Source organism: Polaromonas glacialis (genome assembly GCF_000709345.1).
GTDB lineage: Bacteria > Pseudomonadota > Gammaproteobacteria > Burkholderiales > Burkholderiaceae_C > Polaromonas > Polaromonas glacialis.
Window position 1 is genome coordinate 3793239 of record NZ_KL448323.1, and the last position, 14593, is coordinate 3807831.

The 14593-nt window shown below is 60.6% G+C and carries 14 protein-coding genes and 4 tRNA genes; all 18 read left to right on the forward strand.

The window, feature by feature from the left end:
• The first annotated feature begins 10 nt into the window (after nucleotides 1–10).
• The 18 genes from ltaE to rpoB all read left to right on the forward strand — a co-directional run bounded on the left by ltaE (nucleotide 11) and on the right by rpoB (nucleotide 14532).
• A complete protein-coding gene (ltaE, locus tag EC86_RS0118570; RefSeq protein ID WP_029527359.1) occupies nucleotides 11–1060 on the forward strand; it encodes a low-specificity L-threonine aldolase in 1050 nt (349 codons plus the stop codon).
• 15 nt (nucleotides 1061–1075) lie between these two features.
• Nucleotides 1076–1741 (forward strand): LysE family translocator, encoded by a 666-nt coding sequence (locus tag EC86_RS0118575; RefSeq protein WP_029527361.1) that lies wholly within the window; start codon nucleotides 1076–1078, stop codon nucleotides 1739–1741.
• Nucleotides 1742–1778: 37 nt separating this feature from the next.
• Nucleotides 1779–2822 (forward strand): anthranilate phosphoribosyltransferase, encoded by a 1044-nt coding sequence (gene trpD / locus EC86_RS0118580; RefSeq protein ID WP_029527363.1) that lies wholly within the window; start codon nucleotides 1779–1781, stop codon nucleotides 2820–2822.
• Between the two features lie 4 nt (nucleotides 2823–2826).
• Nucleotides 2827–3006 (forward strand): hypothetical protein, encoded by a 180-nt coding sequence (locus tag EC86_RS26310; RefSeq protein ID WP_036772389.1) that lies wholly within the window; start codon nucleotides 2827–2829, stop codon nucleotides 3004–3006.
• Entirely contained in the window at nucleotides 3003–3794 is a 792-nt protein-coding gene (trpC, locus tag EC86_RS0118590; RefSeq protein ID WP_029527364.1) for an indole-3-glycerol phosphate synthase TrpC, read from the forward strand. Before EC86_RS26310 ends, trpC begins: the two co-directional genes overlap by 4 nt.
• Nucleotides 3795–3809: 15 nt before the next feature.
• Complete coding sequence (locus EC86_RS0118595; protein ID WP_036772393.1) at nucleotides 3810–4547, forward strand: uracil-DNA glycosylase; 738 nt, start codon at nucleotides 3810–3812, stop codon at nucleotides 4545–4547.
• Nucleotides 4548–4613: 66 nt separating this feature from the next.
• A tRNA-Tyr gene (locus EC86_RS0118600) sits at nucleotides 4614–4699 on the forward strand.
• A 99-nt stretch (nucleotides 4700–4798) separates the two neighbouring features.
• Nucleotides 4799–4872 (forward strand) — tRNA-Gly (locus EC86_RS0118605).
• Nucleotides 4873–4942: 70 nt separating this feature from the next.
• Nucleotides 4943–5017, forward strand: a tRNA-Thr gene (locus EC86_RS0118610).
• 79 nt (nucleotides 5018–5096) lie between these two features.
• Nucleotides 5097–6287: an elongation factor Tu gene (gene tuf, locus EC86_RS0118615; protein WP_029526562.1), complete on the forward strand. Its 1191-nt coding sequence runs from the start codon at nucleotides 5097–5099 to the stop codon at nucleotides 6285–6287.
• A gap of 19 nt (nucleotides 6288–6306) precedes the next feature.
• A tRNA-Trp gene (locus EC86_RS0118620) sits at nucleotides 6307–6382 on the forward strand.
• A 133-nt stretch (nucleotides 6383–6515) separates the two neighbouring features.
• Nucleotides 6516–6899 carry a preprotein translocase subunit SecE gene (gene secE, locus EC86_RS0118625; RefSeq protein WP_029527366.1) on the forward strand — a complete coding sequence of 128 codons (384 nt, stop codon included), beginning with the start codon at nucleotides 6516–6518 and terminating at the stop codon, nucleotides 6897–6899.
• Nucleotides 6899–7495 carry a transcription termination/antitermination protein NusG gene (gene nusG / locus EC86_RS0118630; protein ID WP_029527367.1) on the forward strand — a complete coding sequence of 199 codons (597 nt, stop codon included), beginning with the start codon at nucleotides 6899–6901 and terminating at the stop codon, nucleotides 7493–7495. Before secE ends, nusG begins: the two co-directional genes overlap by 1 nt.
• Nucleotides 7496–7673: 178 nt before the next feature.
• Nucleotides 7674–8108, forward strand: coding sequence for a 50S ribosomal protein L11 (gene rplK / locus EC86_RS0118635; protein WP_011803007.1), 435 nt, complete (start codon nucleotides 7674–7676; stop codon nucleotides 8106–8108).
• Complete coding sequence (gene rplA, locus EC86_RS0118640; RefSeq protein WP_029527369.1) at nucleotides 8105–8800, forward strand: 50S ribosomal protein L1; 696 nt, start codon at nucleotides 8105–8107, stop codon at nucleotides 8798–8800. The genes rplK and rplA overlap by 4 nt, the downstream gene beginning before the upstream one ends.
• 268 nt (nucleotides 8801–9068) lie before the next feature.
• Nucleotides 9069–9620: a 50S ribosomal protein L10 gene (rplJ, locus tag EC86_RS0118645; protein WP_029527370.1), complete on the forward strand. Its 552-nt coding sequence runs from the start codon at nucleotides 9069–9071 to the stop codon at nucleotides 9618–9620.
• 86 nt (nucleotides 9621–9706) lie between these two features.
• A complete protein-coding gene (rplL, locus tag EC86_RS0118650) occupies nucleotides 9707–10084 on the forward strand; it encodes a 50S ribosomal protein L7/L12 (protein ID WP_011803004.1) in 378 nt (125 codons plus the stop codon).
• A gap of 323 nt (nucleotides 10085–10407) precedes the next feature.
• Nucleotides 10408–14532 carry a DNA-directed RNA polymerase subunit beta gene (rpoB, locus tag EC86_RS0118655; RefSeq protein ID WP_029527371.1) on the forward strand — a complete coding sequence of 1375 codons (4125 nt, stop codon included), beginning with the start codon at nucleotides 10408–10410 and terminating at the stop codon, nucleotides 14530–14532.
• The last annotated feature ends 61 nt before the right edge of the window (nucleotides 14533–14593 follow it).

Sequence of the window (14593 nt, forward strand, 5' to 3'; positions counted from 1 at the left end):
AAAGGCCTGAATGACTCAAAAAATCATTGATCTGCGAAGCGACACGGTCACGCAGCCGACGCCGGCCATGCGCGCCGTGATGATGGCAGCCCCGCTGGGTGATGATGTATTCGGCGGCGACCCGAGCGTCAACGCGCTGCAGGAAAAAATCGCCACCTTGCTGGGCTTCGAGGCCGCGCTGTTCCTACCCACCGGAACGCAAAGCAACCTGTGCGCCATCCTGAGCCATTGCCAGCGCGGCGACGAGTACATCGTCGGCCAGCAGGCGCATTGCTACCGCTGGGAAGGCGGCGGCGCGGCGGTGTTCGGCAGCGTGCAGCCGCAGCCGCTGAACCACCAGGGCGACGGCACGCTGGCGCTGGGCGACATCGAGGCGGCCATCAAGCCCGACGACGCGCATTTCGCCCGCACGCGGCTGCTGGCGCTGGAAAACACGCTGGGCGGCAAGCTGCTGCCGTTTGAGTATCTGCGGCAGGCGACGCAACTGGCGAAAGACCGGGGCCTGGAGCGGCATCTGGATGGCGCGCGGCTGTTCAATGCCGCCGTCGCGCAGGCGCTGCAAACCGGCAGCGATGCCTTCACCGAGGCGCGCCGCATCGCCCAGTCCTTTGACAGCGTGTCGGTCTGCTTCAGCAAGGGGCTGGGCGCGCCGGTCGGCTCAGCGCTGTGCGGCTCGCAGGCTTTCATCGCCAGGGCCCACCGCATCCGCAAGATGGCCGGCGGCGGCATGCGCCAGGCCGGCATGCTGGCGGCTGCCGCCTCGCATGCGCTGGACCACCATGTCGCGCGGCTGGCGCAGGACCATGCGCTGGCGCAGCGGCTGGCCGACGGGCTGGCGGGCATCCATGGCCTGCAGGTCGAGGCGCCGCAGACCAACATCGTGTTCGTCGATTTGACGGGCGCCGCCCGCGACCAGTCCGCAGCCTTGCTCCAGCATCTGGCGGCGCACGGCGTCCAGGCCACCGGCCTGTACCGACTGCGGTTTGTCACCCACCTCGATGTGGATGCCGAAGGCGTGGATAAAGCCGCAGCCGTGGTCCGCCAGTTTTTCAATTCCTGAACCCGCAGCCAGTCCATGGGCATTGACCACCTTGCGCTGTTTGTCGCCGCCGGCATCGTGCTCAACCTGACGCCCGGCCCCGACGTGCTCTACATCGTGACGAACGCGATGCGCTCGGGCGCCCGCGCCGGAATCGTCGCGGCGCTGGGCATCACGGCGGGCTGCTTCGTGCATATCCTTGCAGCGGCGATTGGCGTCAGCGCGCTGATGGCGGCGTCCGCCACCGCCTTCACGCTGCTCAAGTGGGCGGGCGCGGCCTATCTGGTGTTCGTGGGCCTGCGCATGCTGCTGGCCCGCGCATCCGCGCCAGGCCAATCAGCTGCTATGAATTCAGTAGCTGCTTGCGCAGATGGGACAAGCGGAAAAGCACTGAAACGTGTATTTTTCCAGGGTTTCTGGACGAATGCGCTCAATCCCAAGGTCGCGCTGTTCTTCCTGGCCTTTGTGCCGCAGTTCATCGCGCCCGGGGTGGACAACAAGCCGCTGGCGTTCTTGCTGCTCGGGCTGCTGTTCAACTTCAATGCGTTGTGGGTCAACATCGGCTGGGCGGGCGCCGCTGCCTGGCTGGCCGGGCGCCTGACGTCTGTGCAGCAGGCCATGCACGGGCTGGAACGCGCCGCCGGCCTGATGTTCGTCGGCTTTGGCCTGAAACTGGCCTTTTCCGGTCATCCGGTGACCTGACCCTCTCCCTCGATAAAAAAGCCGAACAGGAAACCCCATGCCCCACCGCCACAAGATCACCGCCAGCGAAGCCCTGCAGCGCACCATCGAGCACCGCGAGATTTTTCATGACGAAATGCTGCACATCATGCGGCTCATCATGAGTGGCGAGATGTCGCCCCTGATGACCGCCGCGCTGATCACCGGCCTGCGCGTGAAGAAGGAAACCATCGGCGAGATCACCGCCGCCGCGCAGGTGATGCGCGAGTTCTCGACCAAGGTGCATGTCGCCGACAAGACCCACCTTGTGGACATCGTCGGCACCGGCGGCGACGGTTCGCACACCTTCAACATCTCGACCTGCGCCATGTTCGTGGCAGCCAGCGCCGGTGCCCGGGTCAGCAAGCACGGCGGGCGCAGCGTCAGCAGCAAGTCGGGCAGCGCCGACGTGGTCGAGTCGCTGGGCATTTCGCTCAATCTGTCGCCCGAGGCGATTGCCCGCTGCATCGCCGAAGTGGGCGTCGGCTTCATGTTTGCGCCGAATCACCACCCGGCGATGAAGAACGTCGCGCCGGTGCGCAAGGAACTGGGTATCCGGACCATCTTCAACATTCTCGGCCCGCTGACCAATCCGGCCTGCGCGCCCAACATCCTGATGGGCGTGTTCCACCCCGACCTGGTCGGCATCCAGGTCCGCGCGCTGCAGCGCCTCGGCGCTGAGCATGCGCTGGTGGTGTACGGCAAGGACGGCATGGACGAGGTCAGCCTGGGTGCGGCCACCGTGGTCGGCGAACTGAAGGACGGCGAGATCACTGAATATGAAATTCATCCCGAAGACTTCGGCCTGCCGATGGCCGGCAACCGCGCGCTGCGGGTGGAAACGCCCGAGCAGTCCAGGGCCATGCTGCTGGGCGTGCTCGACAACCAGCCGGGTGCGCCGCGCGACATCGTGATCCTGAATGCCGGCGCTGCGCTGTATGCCGCCAATGTGGTCGATTCGATGAAGTTGGGCGTGGAGAAAGCCCGTGCCGCTATCGAATCAGGCGCCGCCAGGGCTAAACTGGCGCAGTTGGTCGCTTTCAGCCAGTCGGCCGGCGCTTGACCCGATGTGGCGCGATGCCGGCGTCTGGATCGCGCTGGGCGTGTCCTTGGTGTTCATCGTCGCCGGATTCGCCATGCACCGCGTCTTTGTGAAAATCCTCAAGAACGGCTCTCCCGAGCCGTCCCCATCCTCCGCCGGGCAGGCCCAGCCGCCGCCCGCGACCAACCCACCGGAATCCCCATGAGTGACATCCTGAACAAGATCATTGCCGTCAAGCGCACGGAAATCGAGGAAGCAATCAACCGCAAGCCGCTGTCGGCGATGCGCAAGGACGCCGAATCGCGCGTGCTGACACGCGACTTCGTCGGCGCGCTGCGCGCCAAGGTCGCAGTCGGCAAGCCCGCCGTGATTGCCGAAATCAAGAAGGCCAGCCCGTCCAAGGGCGTGCTGCGCGCCGACTTCATTCCCGCCGACATTGCCCAGAGCTATGCCGAGTTCGGCGCGGCCTGCCTGTCGGTGCTGACCGACCAGCAGTTTTTCCAGGGAAGCATCGACTACCTGAAGCAGGCCAGGGCCTCGTGCAGCCTGCCGGTGCTGCGCAAGGACTTCATCGTCGATGCCTACCAGATCTATGAGTCGCGCGTCATGGGCGCCGACTGCATCCTGCTGATCGCCGCCTGCCTGGACGACGCGCAGATGAAGGCCTTCGAGGCGCTGGCGATGTCGCTCGACATGGCGGTGCTGGTCGAGGTGCATGACGAAACGGAACTGGAACGTGCGCTCAAGCTCAAAACGCCCTTGATCGGCATTAATAACCGCAACCTGAACACCTTCGAGGTGTCGCTGGACACCACGCTGCGCCTGATGGGCCGGGTGCCGGCCGAGCGCCTGCTGGTCACCGAGTCGGGCATTGCAACCCCGCAGGATGTCAAGCGCCTGCGCGATGCCCATGTCAACGCTTTCCTGGTCGGCGAAGCCTTCATGCGCGCCGACGAGCCGGGCGAGGCGCTGGCCGAGCTGTTTGGCGAGTAAGCAAGGGAGCGTGTGATGGCGCAGGACGATTTTTCCGCAAGGCTTGACCTTGCAAACCCAGGCCAGTTGATGAGCGCCGATCCATCGGATTGGCCGGTGGCGCCAGACTGGCAGCCGGTGGTGGACGAATTTTTTGCCAGCCCCATGGGCCAAAGGTTGTTGGCGTTCCTGCGCGAACGGCTGGAGGCTGGCGCAGTCATCTTTCCGCCCCGGCCCCTGCGCGCGCTGGAGCTGACGCCTGCCAGCGAGGTGCGCGTCGTCATCCTGGGCCAGGACCCGTACCACGGGCGCGGGCAGGCCGAAGGGCTGGCGTTCTCGGTGGCGCCCGGCGTGGCCCTGCCGCCGTCATTGCGCAACATCTTCAAGGAACTGCGGCGCGACCTGGACACGCCGCCGCCGAAGTTTCCGGTGCCCGGCGGCAGCCTGGCCAACTGGGCCACGCATGGCGTGCTGCTGCTCAACACCTGCCTGACGGTGGAAGAGGGCAAGCCCGCCAGCCACGCGGGCAAGGGCTGGGAAATGCTGACCGACAGCGTGATCCGCCAGGTATCGGCGGGCGATCATCCGGTGGTCTTCATGCTGTGGGGCGCGCATGCGCAGTCCAAGCGGGCACTGATCGACGAGGACCGCCACAAGGTGCTGCTGGCCAACCATCCTTCGCCGTTGTCGGCCATGAGGCCACCTCTGCCTTTCATCGGCTGCGGGCACTTTTCACAGGCGCGCGATTGGCGCATTGCGCATCCGAAAGTTTAAAAGTGGTTTGCTGCCGAGATTTATGTTTTCTTGAAAAACAGTGGCATAATCCGTGATTCGCTTGAAGGATGGGTGTCCGAGTGGTTAAAGGAGGCAGACTGTAAATCTGTTCGCTAACGCGTACGCTGGTTCGAATCCAGCCCCATCCACCAAATCTGGTCGATTCTGGCAAGTTTGCGTTGCAAAGTCAGGGTCGTTGCCGGTTTTGGGTTGTAAGGTAAATTGAGTGTGAGTTGATCTGGCAGGGTTGCGCGGGAGTAGTTCAATGGTAGAACCCTAGCCTTCCAAGCTAATGACGCGGGTTCGATTCCCGTCTCCCGCTCCAGGGTGCCGATGTGCCTGGAGATTTGCAGGTCAGCATTGCATCGTTTGCCGCAAGAGGTTTTTTGAATTCAGCCCATTTGGCTCAGTGGCAGAGCACTCCCTTGGTAAGGGAGAGGTCCCGGGTCCGATTCCCGGAATGGGCACCATTTTTGAGTTGGTTGCAGTGAGTTTTTCTGCGACTGACAATGGTTTGTTAAGTGTTTTTGTAACTTTTCGGAGTTGGAAATGGCAAAAGAGAAATTTTCGCGGACCAAGCCGCACGTCAACGTCGGCACGATCGGCCACGTCGACCATGGCAAGACCACGCTGACGGCGGCAATCGCCACCGTGCTGGCGGCCAAGTTCGGCGGCGAAGCCAAGGCCTACGACCAAATTGACGCGGCTCCGGAAGAAAAAGCGCGCGGCATCACCATCAACACCGCCCACGTCGAGTACGAAACGGCCTCCCGCCACTATGCGCACGTTGACTGCCCAGGCCACGCCGATTATGTGAAGAACATGATCACCGGTGCTGCCCAGATGGACGGCGCTATTCTTGTTTGTTCGGCCGCTGACGGCCCGATGCCCCAGACGCGCGAGCACATCCTGCTGGCCCGCCAAGTCGGCGTGCCTTACATCATCGTGTTCCTGAACAAGTGCGACATGGTGGACGACGCCGAACTGCTCGAACTCGTTGAAATGGAAGTGCGCGAGCTGCTCGATAAGTACGATTTCCCCGGTGACGACACCCCGATCATCCACGGCTCGGCCAAGCTCGCCCTCGAAGGCGACAAGGGTCCGCTGGGCGAAGAAGCCATCATGAAGCTGGCCGACGCACTGGACAACTACATTCCCCTGCCAGAGCGCGCTGTCGACGGCGCCTTCCTGATGCCCGTGGAAGACGTGTTCTCGATCTCCGGCCGCGGCACCGTGGTGACCGGCCGTATCGAGCGCGGCATCATCAAGGTCGGCGAGGAAATCGAGATCGTCGGCATTGCCGACACGCAAAAGACGATTTGCACCGGCGTGGAAATGTTCCGCAAGCTGCTCGACCAGGGCCAGGCGGGCGACAACGTCGGCATCTTGCTGCGCGGCACCAAGCGTGAAGACGTGCAGCGCGGCCAGGTGCTGTGCAAGCCCGGTTCGATCAAGCCGCACACGCACTTCACCGGCGAGATCTATGTCCTGTCCAAGGACGAAGGCGGCCGCCACACGCCCTTCTTCAACAACTACCGCCCACAGTTCTACTTCCGCACGACGGACGTAACCGGCGCGATCGAGTTACCAGAAGGCAAGGAAATGGTCATGCCAGGCGACAACGTGTCGATCACCGTCAAGCTGATCAACCCGATTGCCATGGAAGAAGGCCTGCGTTTCGCCATCCGCGAAGGCGGCCGTACCGTGGGCGCTGGCGTTGTGGCCAAGATCCTCGCGTAATGAATTGAAGGTTTGATGCAGGGGTATAGCTCAATTGGCAGAGCGTCGGTCTCCAAAACCGAAGGTTGATGGTTCGATTCCTTCTGCCCCTGCCACCCGATTGTCGAGGTGGTTAACGTCGAAGATAGTGTGAAAAGATAACAAGCAAGCCCGCCGGAAGTTGAAAGCTTCAGGTGGGCTTAAGCGTCTGCAAGGGCGCGCGAAGATTGAACAGGAAATTCGGCAGCCATGGCCTCTACTCAAGTTGAAACCGTCAGTACCAATGCGGACAAAGCCAAGCTGGGCCTGGCCGTAGTGCTGGTGTTGGCCGCCCTTGTCGGTTTTTATTTGTTGGCCAAGCAAGGCCAGGTTGCGCAGTGGGGTGTCTTGCTTGCGGGCTTGGTTGCGGCAGCGCTTGTTTTTGTATCGTCGGAACTCGGCAGACAGTTTCTGGCTTTTGGCCGTGACTCTGTCCGCGAAGTTAAAAAAGTCGTCTGGCCAGAGCGCAGGGAGGCCATCCAGATGACGGCTTATGTGTTCGGCTTCGTGGTGGTGATGGCATTGTTTTTATGGTTGACGGACAAGACGCTCGAATGGGTGTTTTATGACCTGATCCTGGGATGGAAAAGATAATGAGCGATCTGAACGATACGGCACCCAGAGGTGTTGTGGCTGATGCATCCCATGCACTGGCGCCTGGCATGCAATGGTATGTCGTCCATGCGTATTCCGGCATGGAAAAAGCGGCGGAGCGCAATATTGTCGAGCGCATCAACCGCGCCGGCATGCAATCCAAGTTCGGGCGCTTCCTGGTACCCACCGAAGAGGTCGTCGAGATCAAGAACGGCCAGAAGAAGACGACCGAGCGCCGTTTCTTTCCAGGCTATGTGCTGGTCGAGATGGTCATGGACGACGAAACCTGGCATCTGGTGAAGCACACGAACAAGGTCACCGGTTTTGTCGGCGGCGCGAAAAATCGTCCGGCGCCCATCTCTGAAGAAGAGGTGCAAAAGATCGTCAGCCAGATGCAGGTCGGCACCGACAAGCCACGCCACAAGGTCGAGTTTGAAACGGGCGAATACGTTCGAGTCAAGGATGGCCCGTTCACCGATTTCAATGGCACCGTGGAAGAAGTCAACTACGAAAAGAACAAGGTCCGCGTGTCGGTCACGATTTTCGGACGTGCAACACCGGTTGAGCTTGAGTTCAGCCAGATCGAAAAGACCTGATCTCCATTTCTTTCAGAAGAAGCCTGAAAAATATTTTGGGCTGATCAGATAAAATTTTGCGCCTTGCAACTCGGCGCGAAGGATTCCCAAGAATCCATTTTGAGTTGTGTAACCCCCGGGAAGCTTGAGAACTGTTGTTTGACAGTTCTCAGGCGTTATGACCCGCAAGGAGAAAAGTATGGCGAAAAAAATCGTCGGCTTCGTCAAGCTGCAAGTACCAGCTGGCAAGGCCAATCCATCCCCACCGATCGGACCCGCTCTGGGTCAACGTGGTCTGAACATCATGGAATTCTGCAAGGCATTCAATGCCCAGACCCAAGGTGTTGAGCCAGGTTTGCCACTGCCCGTGGTGATCACCGCTTACGCGGACAAGAGCTTTACCTTCATCATCAAGACGCCGCCGGCGATCACCTTGATCAAGAAGGCTATCAAGCTCGACAAGGGATCGGCCACGCCGCATTCCGCCAAGGTTGGCAAGATCACCCGCGCTCAGCTGGAAGAAATCGCCAAGGCCAAGATGAAAGATTTGACGGCTGCCGATCTGGACGCAGCCGTCCGTACTATTGCCGGTTCCGCCCGTTCCATGGGTGTGACGGTGGAGGGTGTTGTATGAGCAAGTTGACCAAACGTCAAAAAACCATCGGCGACAAGGTTGACAGCAACAAGCTGTATGCATTGCCTGACGCACTGGGCCTTGTCAAAGAGTTCGCCGTTGCCAAGTTCGACGAGTCCATCGACGTGGCCGTGCAACTCGGCATCGATGCCAAGAAATCCGACCAGGTCGTCCGCGGCGCCGTTGTGATGCCCAACGGCACCGGCAAGACCAAACGCGTTGCCGTGTTCGCACAAGGCGCCAAAGCTGAAGAAGCCAAGGCCGCCGGTGCCGACATCGTCGGCATGGACGATCTGGCTGCCGACATCAAGGCTGGCAAGATGGACTTCGACGTGGTGATTGCTTCCCCCGATGCCATGCGCATCGTCGGCACGCTGGGCCAGATCCTTGGCCCACGCGGCCTGATGCCTAATCCAAAGGTCGGTACCGTGACGCCTGACGTCGCGACCGCTGTTCGCAACGCAAAAGCTGGTCAGGTCCAGTTCCGCGTTGACAAGGCCGGTATCGTGCATGGCACCATCGGTCGTCGCTCGTTCGACACCGAAAAGCTGCAAGGCAATCTGGCTGCATTGATTGACGCGCTGATCAAGGCCAAGCCTGCTACCAGCAAGGGCGTGTACCTGAAGAAAGTCGCCGTTTCGTCAACGATGGGTGTGGGCGTCCGCGTCGACACGCAGACCATCGCGGCTTGAGGGTAAAAATTTGAACGGCGCGCAAGCGTCGTTCAGAGTGGTGGGCTGCCGGGGTTCTCTCGGGCAGGTCATCCAAGACCGTTGGTGTGCCAGTCTGAACAAGTCGTTCGGGCCAGGCGCTTAATCGAAAGACAGCCAACGCAGATGGCGGTCCCGCTGCTTGAATGGTTTTGAAAGAAATCTGAAAACAGTTGGTCGCTGAACATGAGCGTGTTGAAGGGTGGCAGCGCAAGCTCAAACCCGACAACACATTTTTAAGGAGTAGACCTTGAGTCTCAACCGCAGTGAGAAACAAGCCGTCATTGATGAAGTGACAGGCCTCGCCGCTAAAGCTCAAACGCTCGTGATGGCGGAATACCGTGGCATCACGGTCGCCGACATGACCAAGCTGCGCAGCCAAGCCCGCGAAAAAGGCGTGACCCTGAGTGTTCTGAAGAACACCCTGGCTCGCCGTGCCGTGGCAGGTAGCGCATTTGAAGTCTTGTCCGACCAGATGACCGGTCCGCTGATCTACGGCTTTTCCATTGATGCCGTCGCTGCTGCAAAAGTAGTGGCTGACTTCGCTAAAACCAACGACAAGCTGGTGATTCGCGCAGGTGCATTTGCTGGGAAAACCCTGGACATCGAGGGCGTCAAGCAACTGGCCAACATTCCTTCCAAGGAAGTGTTGCTGGCCCAGTTGTGCGGCTTGCTGATGTCGCCTATTTCGCGTACCGCTGCCGTGCTGGCAGCGCTGTCCGCGCAACGTGGCGCTGGCGCAGAAGAAGTGGCCGAGGCTGCAGAACCTGCCGCAGAAGTCACCGAAGCCGCAGCGGCGTAAACAGCAGACCTTTGCGGGACAGGTTGCAGCGCTCATGCGCCAGGCCTTGTCCCCAACTGTTAAAGAAATTTTTTTAGGAATTCAAAATGGCATTCGATAAAGACGCATTTTTGACCGTGCTGGACAGCATGACGGTCCTCGAACTCAACGACCTGGTGAAAGCCATCGAAGAGAAGTTTGGCGTGAGCGCAGCCTCCATGGCTGCTCCCGCTGCTGGCGGCGGCGGTGCAGGTGCTGCTGTTGCTGAAGAAAAGACCGAATTCAACGTCGTTCTGCTCGAAGCTGGCGCGCAAAAAGTGCAGGTCATCAAGGCCGTGCGCGAACTGACCGGCCTGGGCTTGAAAGAAGCCAAGGACCTTGTGGACGGCGCTCCGAAGAACGTCAAGGAAGGCGCCAACAAAGCCGACGCAGAAGCCGCCAAGAAGAAGCTGGAAGATGCCGGCGCGAAAGTCGAACTCAAGTAATTCTTGCGGTTCGCAAAGGCTGGAAGACCTCCACGGGCTTCCAGCCTTTCCCGTTTAAGGCTCAGCTACGGCCACCGGCCTGAAGCTTCTTTAACTCCCCAAAAGGCAAGTGTCTTTCACGCTGGATGGAAAAAATACTGGAAAAAGGATTAAAAGTCTTTTTCCCAGTGTTTTCTGAATCCCCGACTGCAGAAACGCCTTGGTTCGGGTGCTGTGCAATGCATCACCGTCCGCCATGGTTGGTAGTGGCCAACCACCAAGTTGCCTGAATACGTGGTGTATTCGGGTTCGAGAGTCCCAGAGCCCATCATTACGGAGAACTCATGGCCCTAACTTCTAGTTACAGCTTCACCGAACGCAAACGCATCCGTAAAAGCTTCGGCAACCGCGAAAGCGTGTTGACGGTTCCCTACTTGCTGCAAATGCAGAAAGATGCGTACATCGCATTCCTGCAAGCCGATCGCGCGCCCCAAAAGCGCATGGTTGAAGGCCTTCAGGCCGCCTTTCAAAACGCTTTTCCCATTGTCTCGCACAACGGTTTTGTCGAGATGAAATTCATCGAGTACAACCTGGCCAAGCCGGCCTTCGATGTACGCGAATGCCAGACCCGTGGCCTGACGTTTGCCTCGGCCGTGCGCGCCAAGGTGCAGCTCATCATCTATGACCGCGAGTCCTCGACATCGCAGTCCAAGGTCGTCAAGGAAGTCAAGGAGCAGGAAGTCTACATGGGCGAAGTGCCGCTCATGACCGACAAAGGCTCGTTTGTCATCAACGGCACCGAGCGCGTCATCGTGTCGCAGCTGCACCGTTCGCCAGGCGTGTTCTTTGAACACGACAAAGGCAAAACCCACAGTTCGGGCAAGCTGCTGTTTTCGGCCCGCATCATCCCTTACCGCGGCTCCTGGCTCGACTTCGAGTTCGACCCGAAGGACATCCTGTACTTCCGCGTGGACCGCCGCCGCAAGATGCCGGTCACGATCCTGCTGAAGGCCATCGGCCTGAACCACGAATCGATCCTGGCAAACTTCTTTGTCTTCGACAATTTCCGCCTGATGGACAGCGGCGCGCAAATGGAATTTGTGGCCGAGCGCATGCGCGGCGAAGTCGCCCGTTTCGACCTGACCGACAAGGCCGGCAAGGTCGTTGTGGCCAAGGACAAGCGCATCACGGTTCGGCATACCCGCGAACTGGAGCAAAGCGGCACCACCAGCATCAGCGTGCCGGAAGATTTCCTGATCGGCCGTGTGGTCGCCAAGAACATCATTGACACCGATACGGGTGAGATCATTGCCAAGGCCAATGATGAGCTGACCGAGGCGTTGCTGAAAAAGCTGCGTGTCGCCGGCATCCAGGATGTCCAGGTGCTCTACACCAACGAACTCGACCAGGGTGCGTACATTTCGCAAACCCTGCGCGCCGATGAAACGGCCGACGAGTTTGCAGCGCGCGTCGCCATCTACCGCATGATGCGCCCCGGCGAGCCGCCAACGGAGGATGCGGTCCAGGCCCTGTTCCAGCGCCTGTTCTACAACCCGGACACCTACGACCTGTCGCGCGTGGGCCGCATGAAGTTCAACGCCCGCGTGGGCCGCGACGAATCCACCGGCCCGATGGTCATGACGAACGAGGACATCCTCGCCGTCGTGAAGATCCTGGTGGACCTGCGCAACGGCAACGGCGAAGTCGATGACATTGACCACCTCGGCAACCGCCGCGTGCGCTGCGTCGGCGAACTCGCCGAGAACCAGTACCGCACCGGTCTGGCGCGTATCGAAAAGGCCGTCAAGGAGCGTCTGGGCCAGGCCGAGCAAGAGCCGCTCATGCCGCACGACCTGATCAACAGCAAGCCGATCTCGGCCGCCCTGAAGGAATTCTTCGGCGCTTCGCAGCTGTCGCAGTTCATGGACCAGACCAATCCGCTGGCTGAAATCACCCACAAGCGCCGTGTTTCGGCCCTTGGCCCCGGTGGTTTGACCCGCGAACGTGCCGGTTTTGAAGTGCGTGACGTCCACGTGACCCATTACGGCCGCGTCTGCCCGATTGAAACGCCTGAAGGTCCGAACATTGGTCTGATCAACTCGCTGGCACTGTACGCCCGCCTGAACGAGTACGGTTTCATTGAAACGCCGTACCGCCGGGTCGCTGACAGCAAGGTGACGATGGACATCGACTACCTGTCGGCCATCGAAGAAGGCAAGTACGTGATTGCCCAGGCCAATGCAGCGCTGGACAAGGAAGGCCGCCTGACCGGCGACCTGGTATCGGCCCGTGAAAAGGGTGAGTCCATCCTGGTGAGCGCCGAGCGCGTCCAGTACATGGACGTGTCGCCGGCGCAGATCGTGTCGGTGGCGGCTTCGCTGGTTCCGTTCCTGGAACACGACGATGCGAACCGTGCGCTGATGGGCGCCAACATGTCGCGCCAGGCCGTCCCCGTGCTGCGTCCGGAAAAGCCCCTCGTCGGCACCGGCATCGAGCGCGTGGCGGCGGTGGACTCCGGGACGGTCGTCACGGCCACCCGTGGCGGCATCGTGGACTACGTCGATGCCACCCGCATCGTGGTGCGCGTCAATGATGCGGAAGCCCTGGCCGGTGAAATCGGCGTGGACATCTACAACCTGATCAAGTACCAGCGTTCCAACCAGAACACCAACATCCACCAGCGCCCCATCGTCAAGATGGGCGACCATCTGGCCAAGGGTGACGTGGTGGCTGACGGCGCATCGACCGACCTGGGCGAAATCGCCATTGGCCAGAACATGCTGATCGGCTTCATGCCGTGGAACGGCTACAACTTCGAGGATTCGATCCTGATTTCCGAGCGCGTGGTGGCCGAAGACCGCTACACCTCGATTCATATCGAAGAACTCGTCGTGATGGCGCGTGACACCAAGCTCGGCTCCGAGGAAATCACCCGCGACATCCCGAACCTGTCCGAGCAGCAACTCAACCGTCTGGACGAATCCGGCATTATTTATGTCGGTGCCGAAGTCCAGCCGGGCGACACGCTGGTCGGCAAGGTCACGCCCAAGGGCGAGACCACGCTGACGCCGGAAGAAAAACTGCTGCGCGCCATCTTCGGCGAAAAAGCCAGCGATGTGAAAGACACCTCGCTGCGCGTCAGCCAGGGCTCTTCGGGCACCGTGATCGATGTGCAGGTCTTCACGCGTGAAGGCATCACCCGCGACAAGCGGGCCCAGCAGATCATCGACGACGAGCTCAAGCGCTACCGCCTGGACCTGAACGACCAGCTGCGTATCGTGGAAGCCGATGCGTTCGACCGTATCGAAAAGCTGCTGATCGGCAAGATCGCCAATGGCGGCCCGAAAAAGCTTGCCAAAGGCACGAAGCTCGACAAGGCCTACCTGACCGACGTCGAGAAATACCACTGGTTCGATATCCGGCCGGCCGATGATGAAGTGGCGTCGCAGCTGGAAAGCATCAAGAACTCGATGGAGCAGACGCGCCACAGTTTCGACCTGTCTTTCGAGGAAAAGCGCAAAAAGCTGACGCAGGGCGACGAGCTGCCATCGGGCGTGCTGAAGATGGTCAAGGTCTACCTGGCCGTCAAGCGCCGTCTGCAGCCGGGCGACAAGATGGCCGGCCGCCACGGCAACAAGGGCGTGGTGTCCAAGATCGTTCCGGTCGAAGACATGCCCCACATGGCCGACGGCACGCCGTGCGACATCGTGCTGAACCCGCTGGGCGTGCCATCGCGCATGAACGTCGGCCAGGTGCTCGAAGTCCATCTGGGCTGGGCAGCCAAGGGCCTGGGTCACCGGATTGGCGACATGCTGCAGGCCGAGGCCAAGGTGGCCGAGTTGCGTCAGTTCATGGACACGCTGTACAACAAGTCGGGCCGCACGGAAGACCTCGCTTCGCTCTCGGACGAACAGGTTATCGAGATGGCCCAAAACCTGACCACTGGCGTGCCTTTCGCCACGCCGGTGTTTGACGGTGCCTCGGAAGAGGACATCATGACCATGCTGCAACTGGCCTATCCTGATGCGATTGCCAAGGCCAAGGGCCTGACACCAACGCGCACGCAGGCCCAGCTGTATGACGGCCGCACCGGCGACGCTTTCGAGCGCACGACGACGGTCGGCTACATGCACTTCCTGAAGCTTCACCACCTGGTGGACGACAAAATGCACGCCCGCTCGACCGGCCCTTACAGTCTGGTCACGCAGCAGCCGCTGGGCGGCAAGGCCCAGTTCGGTGGCCAGCGTTTCGGTGAGATGGAAGTCTGGGCGCTGGAAGCCTACGGCGCCGCCTACGTGCTGCAGGAAATGCTCACCGTCAAGTCCGATGACGTGGTGGGTCGTACCAAGGTGTACGAAAGCATCGTCAAGGGTGAGCATGCGATCACCGCCGGCATGCCGGAGTCGTTCAACGTGCTGGTGAAGGAAATTCGCTCGCTCGGTATCGACATGGAACTCGAACGCAGCTAGTCCAGTGGCCTTGCGGGACAGACCAGGATTGCACAGCAATCTGCTCTGTCCTCAACTGATT

Coding starts and splice junctions, on each gene's coding strand:
- ltaE (WP_029527359.1), top strand. CDS start 11: ATGACTCAAAAAATCATTGATCTGCGAAGCGACACGGTCACGCAGCCG.
- EC86_RS0118575 (WP_029527361.1), top strand. CDS start 1,076: ATGGGCATTGACCACCTTGCGCTGTTTGTCGCCGCCGGCATCGTGCTC.
- trpD (WP_029527363.1), top strand. CDS start 1,779: ATGCCCCACCGCCACAAGATCACCGCCAGCGAAGCCCTGCAGCGCACC.
- EC86_RS26310 (WP_036772389.1), top strand. CDS start 2,827: ATGTGGCGCGATGCCGGCGTCTGGATCGCGCTGGGCGTGTCCTTGGTG.
- trpC (WP_029527364.1), top strand. CDS start 3,003: ATGAGTGACATCCTGAACAAGATCATTGCCGTCAAGCGCACGGAAATC.
- EC86_RS0118595 (WP_036772393.1), top strand. CDS start 3,810: ATGGCGCAGGACGATTTTTCCGCAAGGCTTGACCTTGCAAACCCAGGC.
- tuf (WP_029526562.1), top strand. CDS start 5,097: ATGGCAAAAGAGAAATTTTCGCGGACCAAGCCGCACGTCAACGTCGGC.
- secE (WP_029527366.1), top strand. CDS start 6,516: ATGGCCTCTACTCAAGTTGAAACCGTCAGTACCAATGCGGACAAAGCC.
- nusG (WP_029527367.1), top strand. CDS start 6,899: ATGAGCGATCTGAACGATACGGCACCCAGAGGTGTTGTGGCTGATGCA.
- rplK (WP_011803007.1), top strand. CDS start 7,674: ATGGCGAAAAAAATCGTCGGCTTCGTCAAGCTGCAAGTACCAGCTGGC.
- rplA (WP_029527369.1), top strand. CDS start 8,105: ATGAGCAAGTTGACCAAACGTCAAAAAACCATCGGCGACAAGGTTGAC.
- rplL (WP_011803004.1), top strand. CDS start 9,707: ATGGCATTCGATAAAGACGCATTTTTGACCGTGCTGGACAGCATGACG.
- rpoB (WP_029527371.1), top strand. CDS start 10,408: ATGGCCCTAACTTCTAGTTACAGCTTCACCGAACGCAAACGCATCCGT.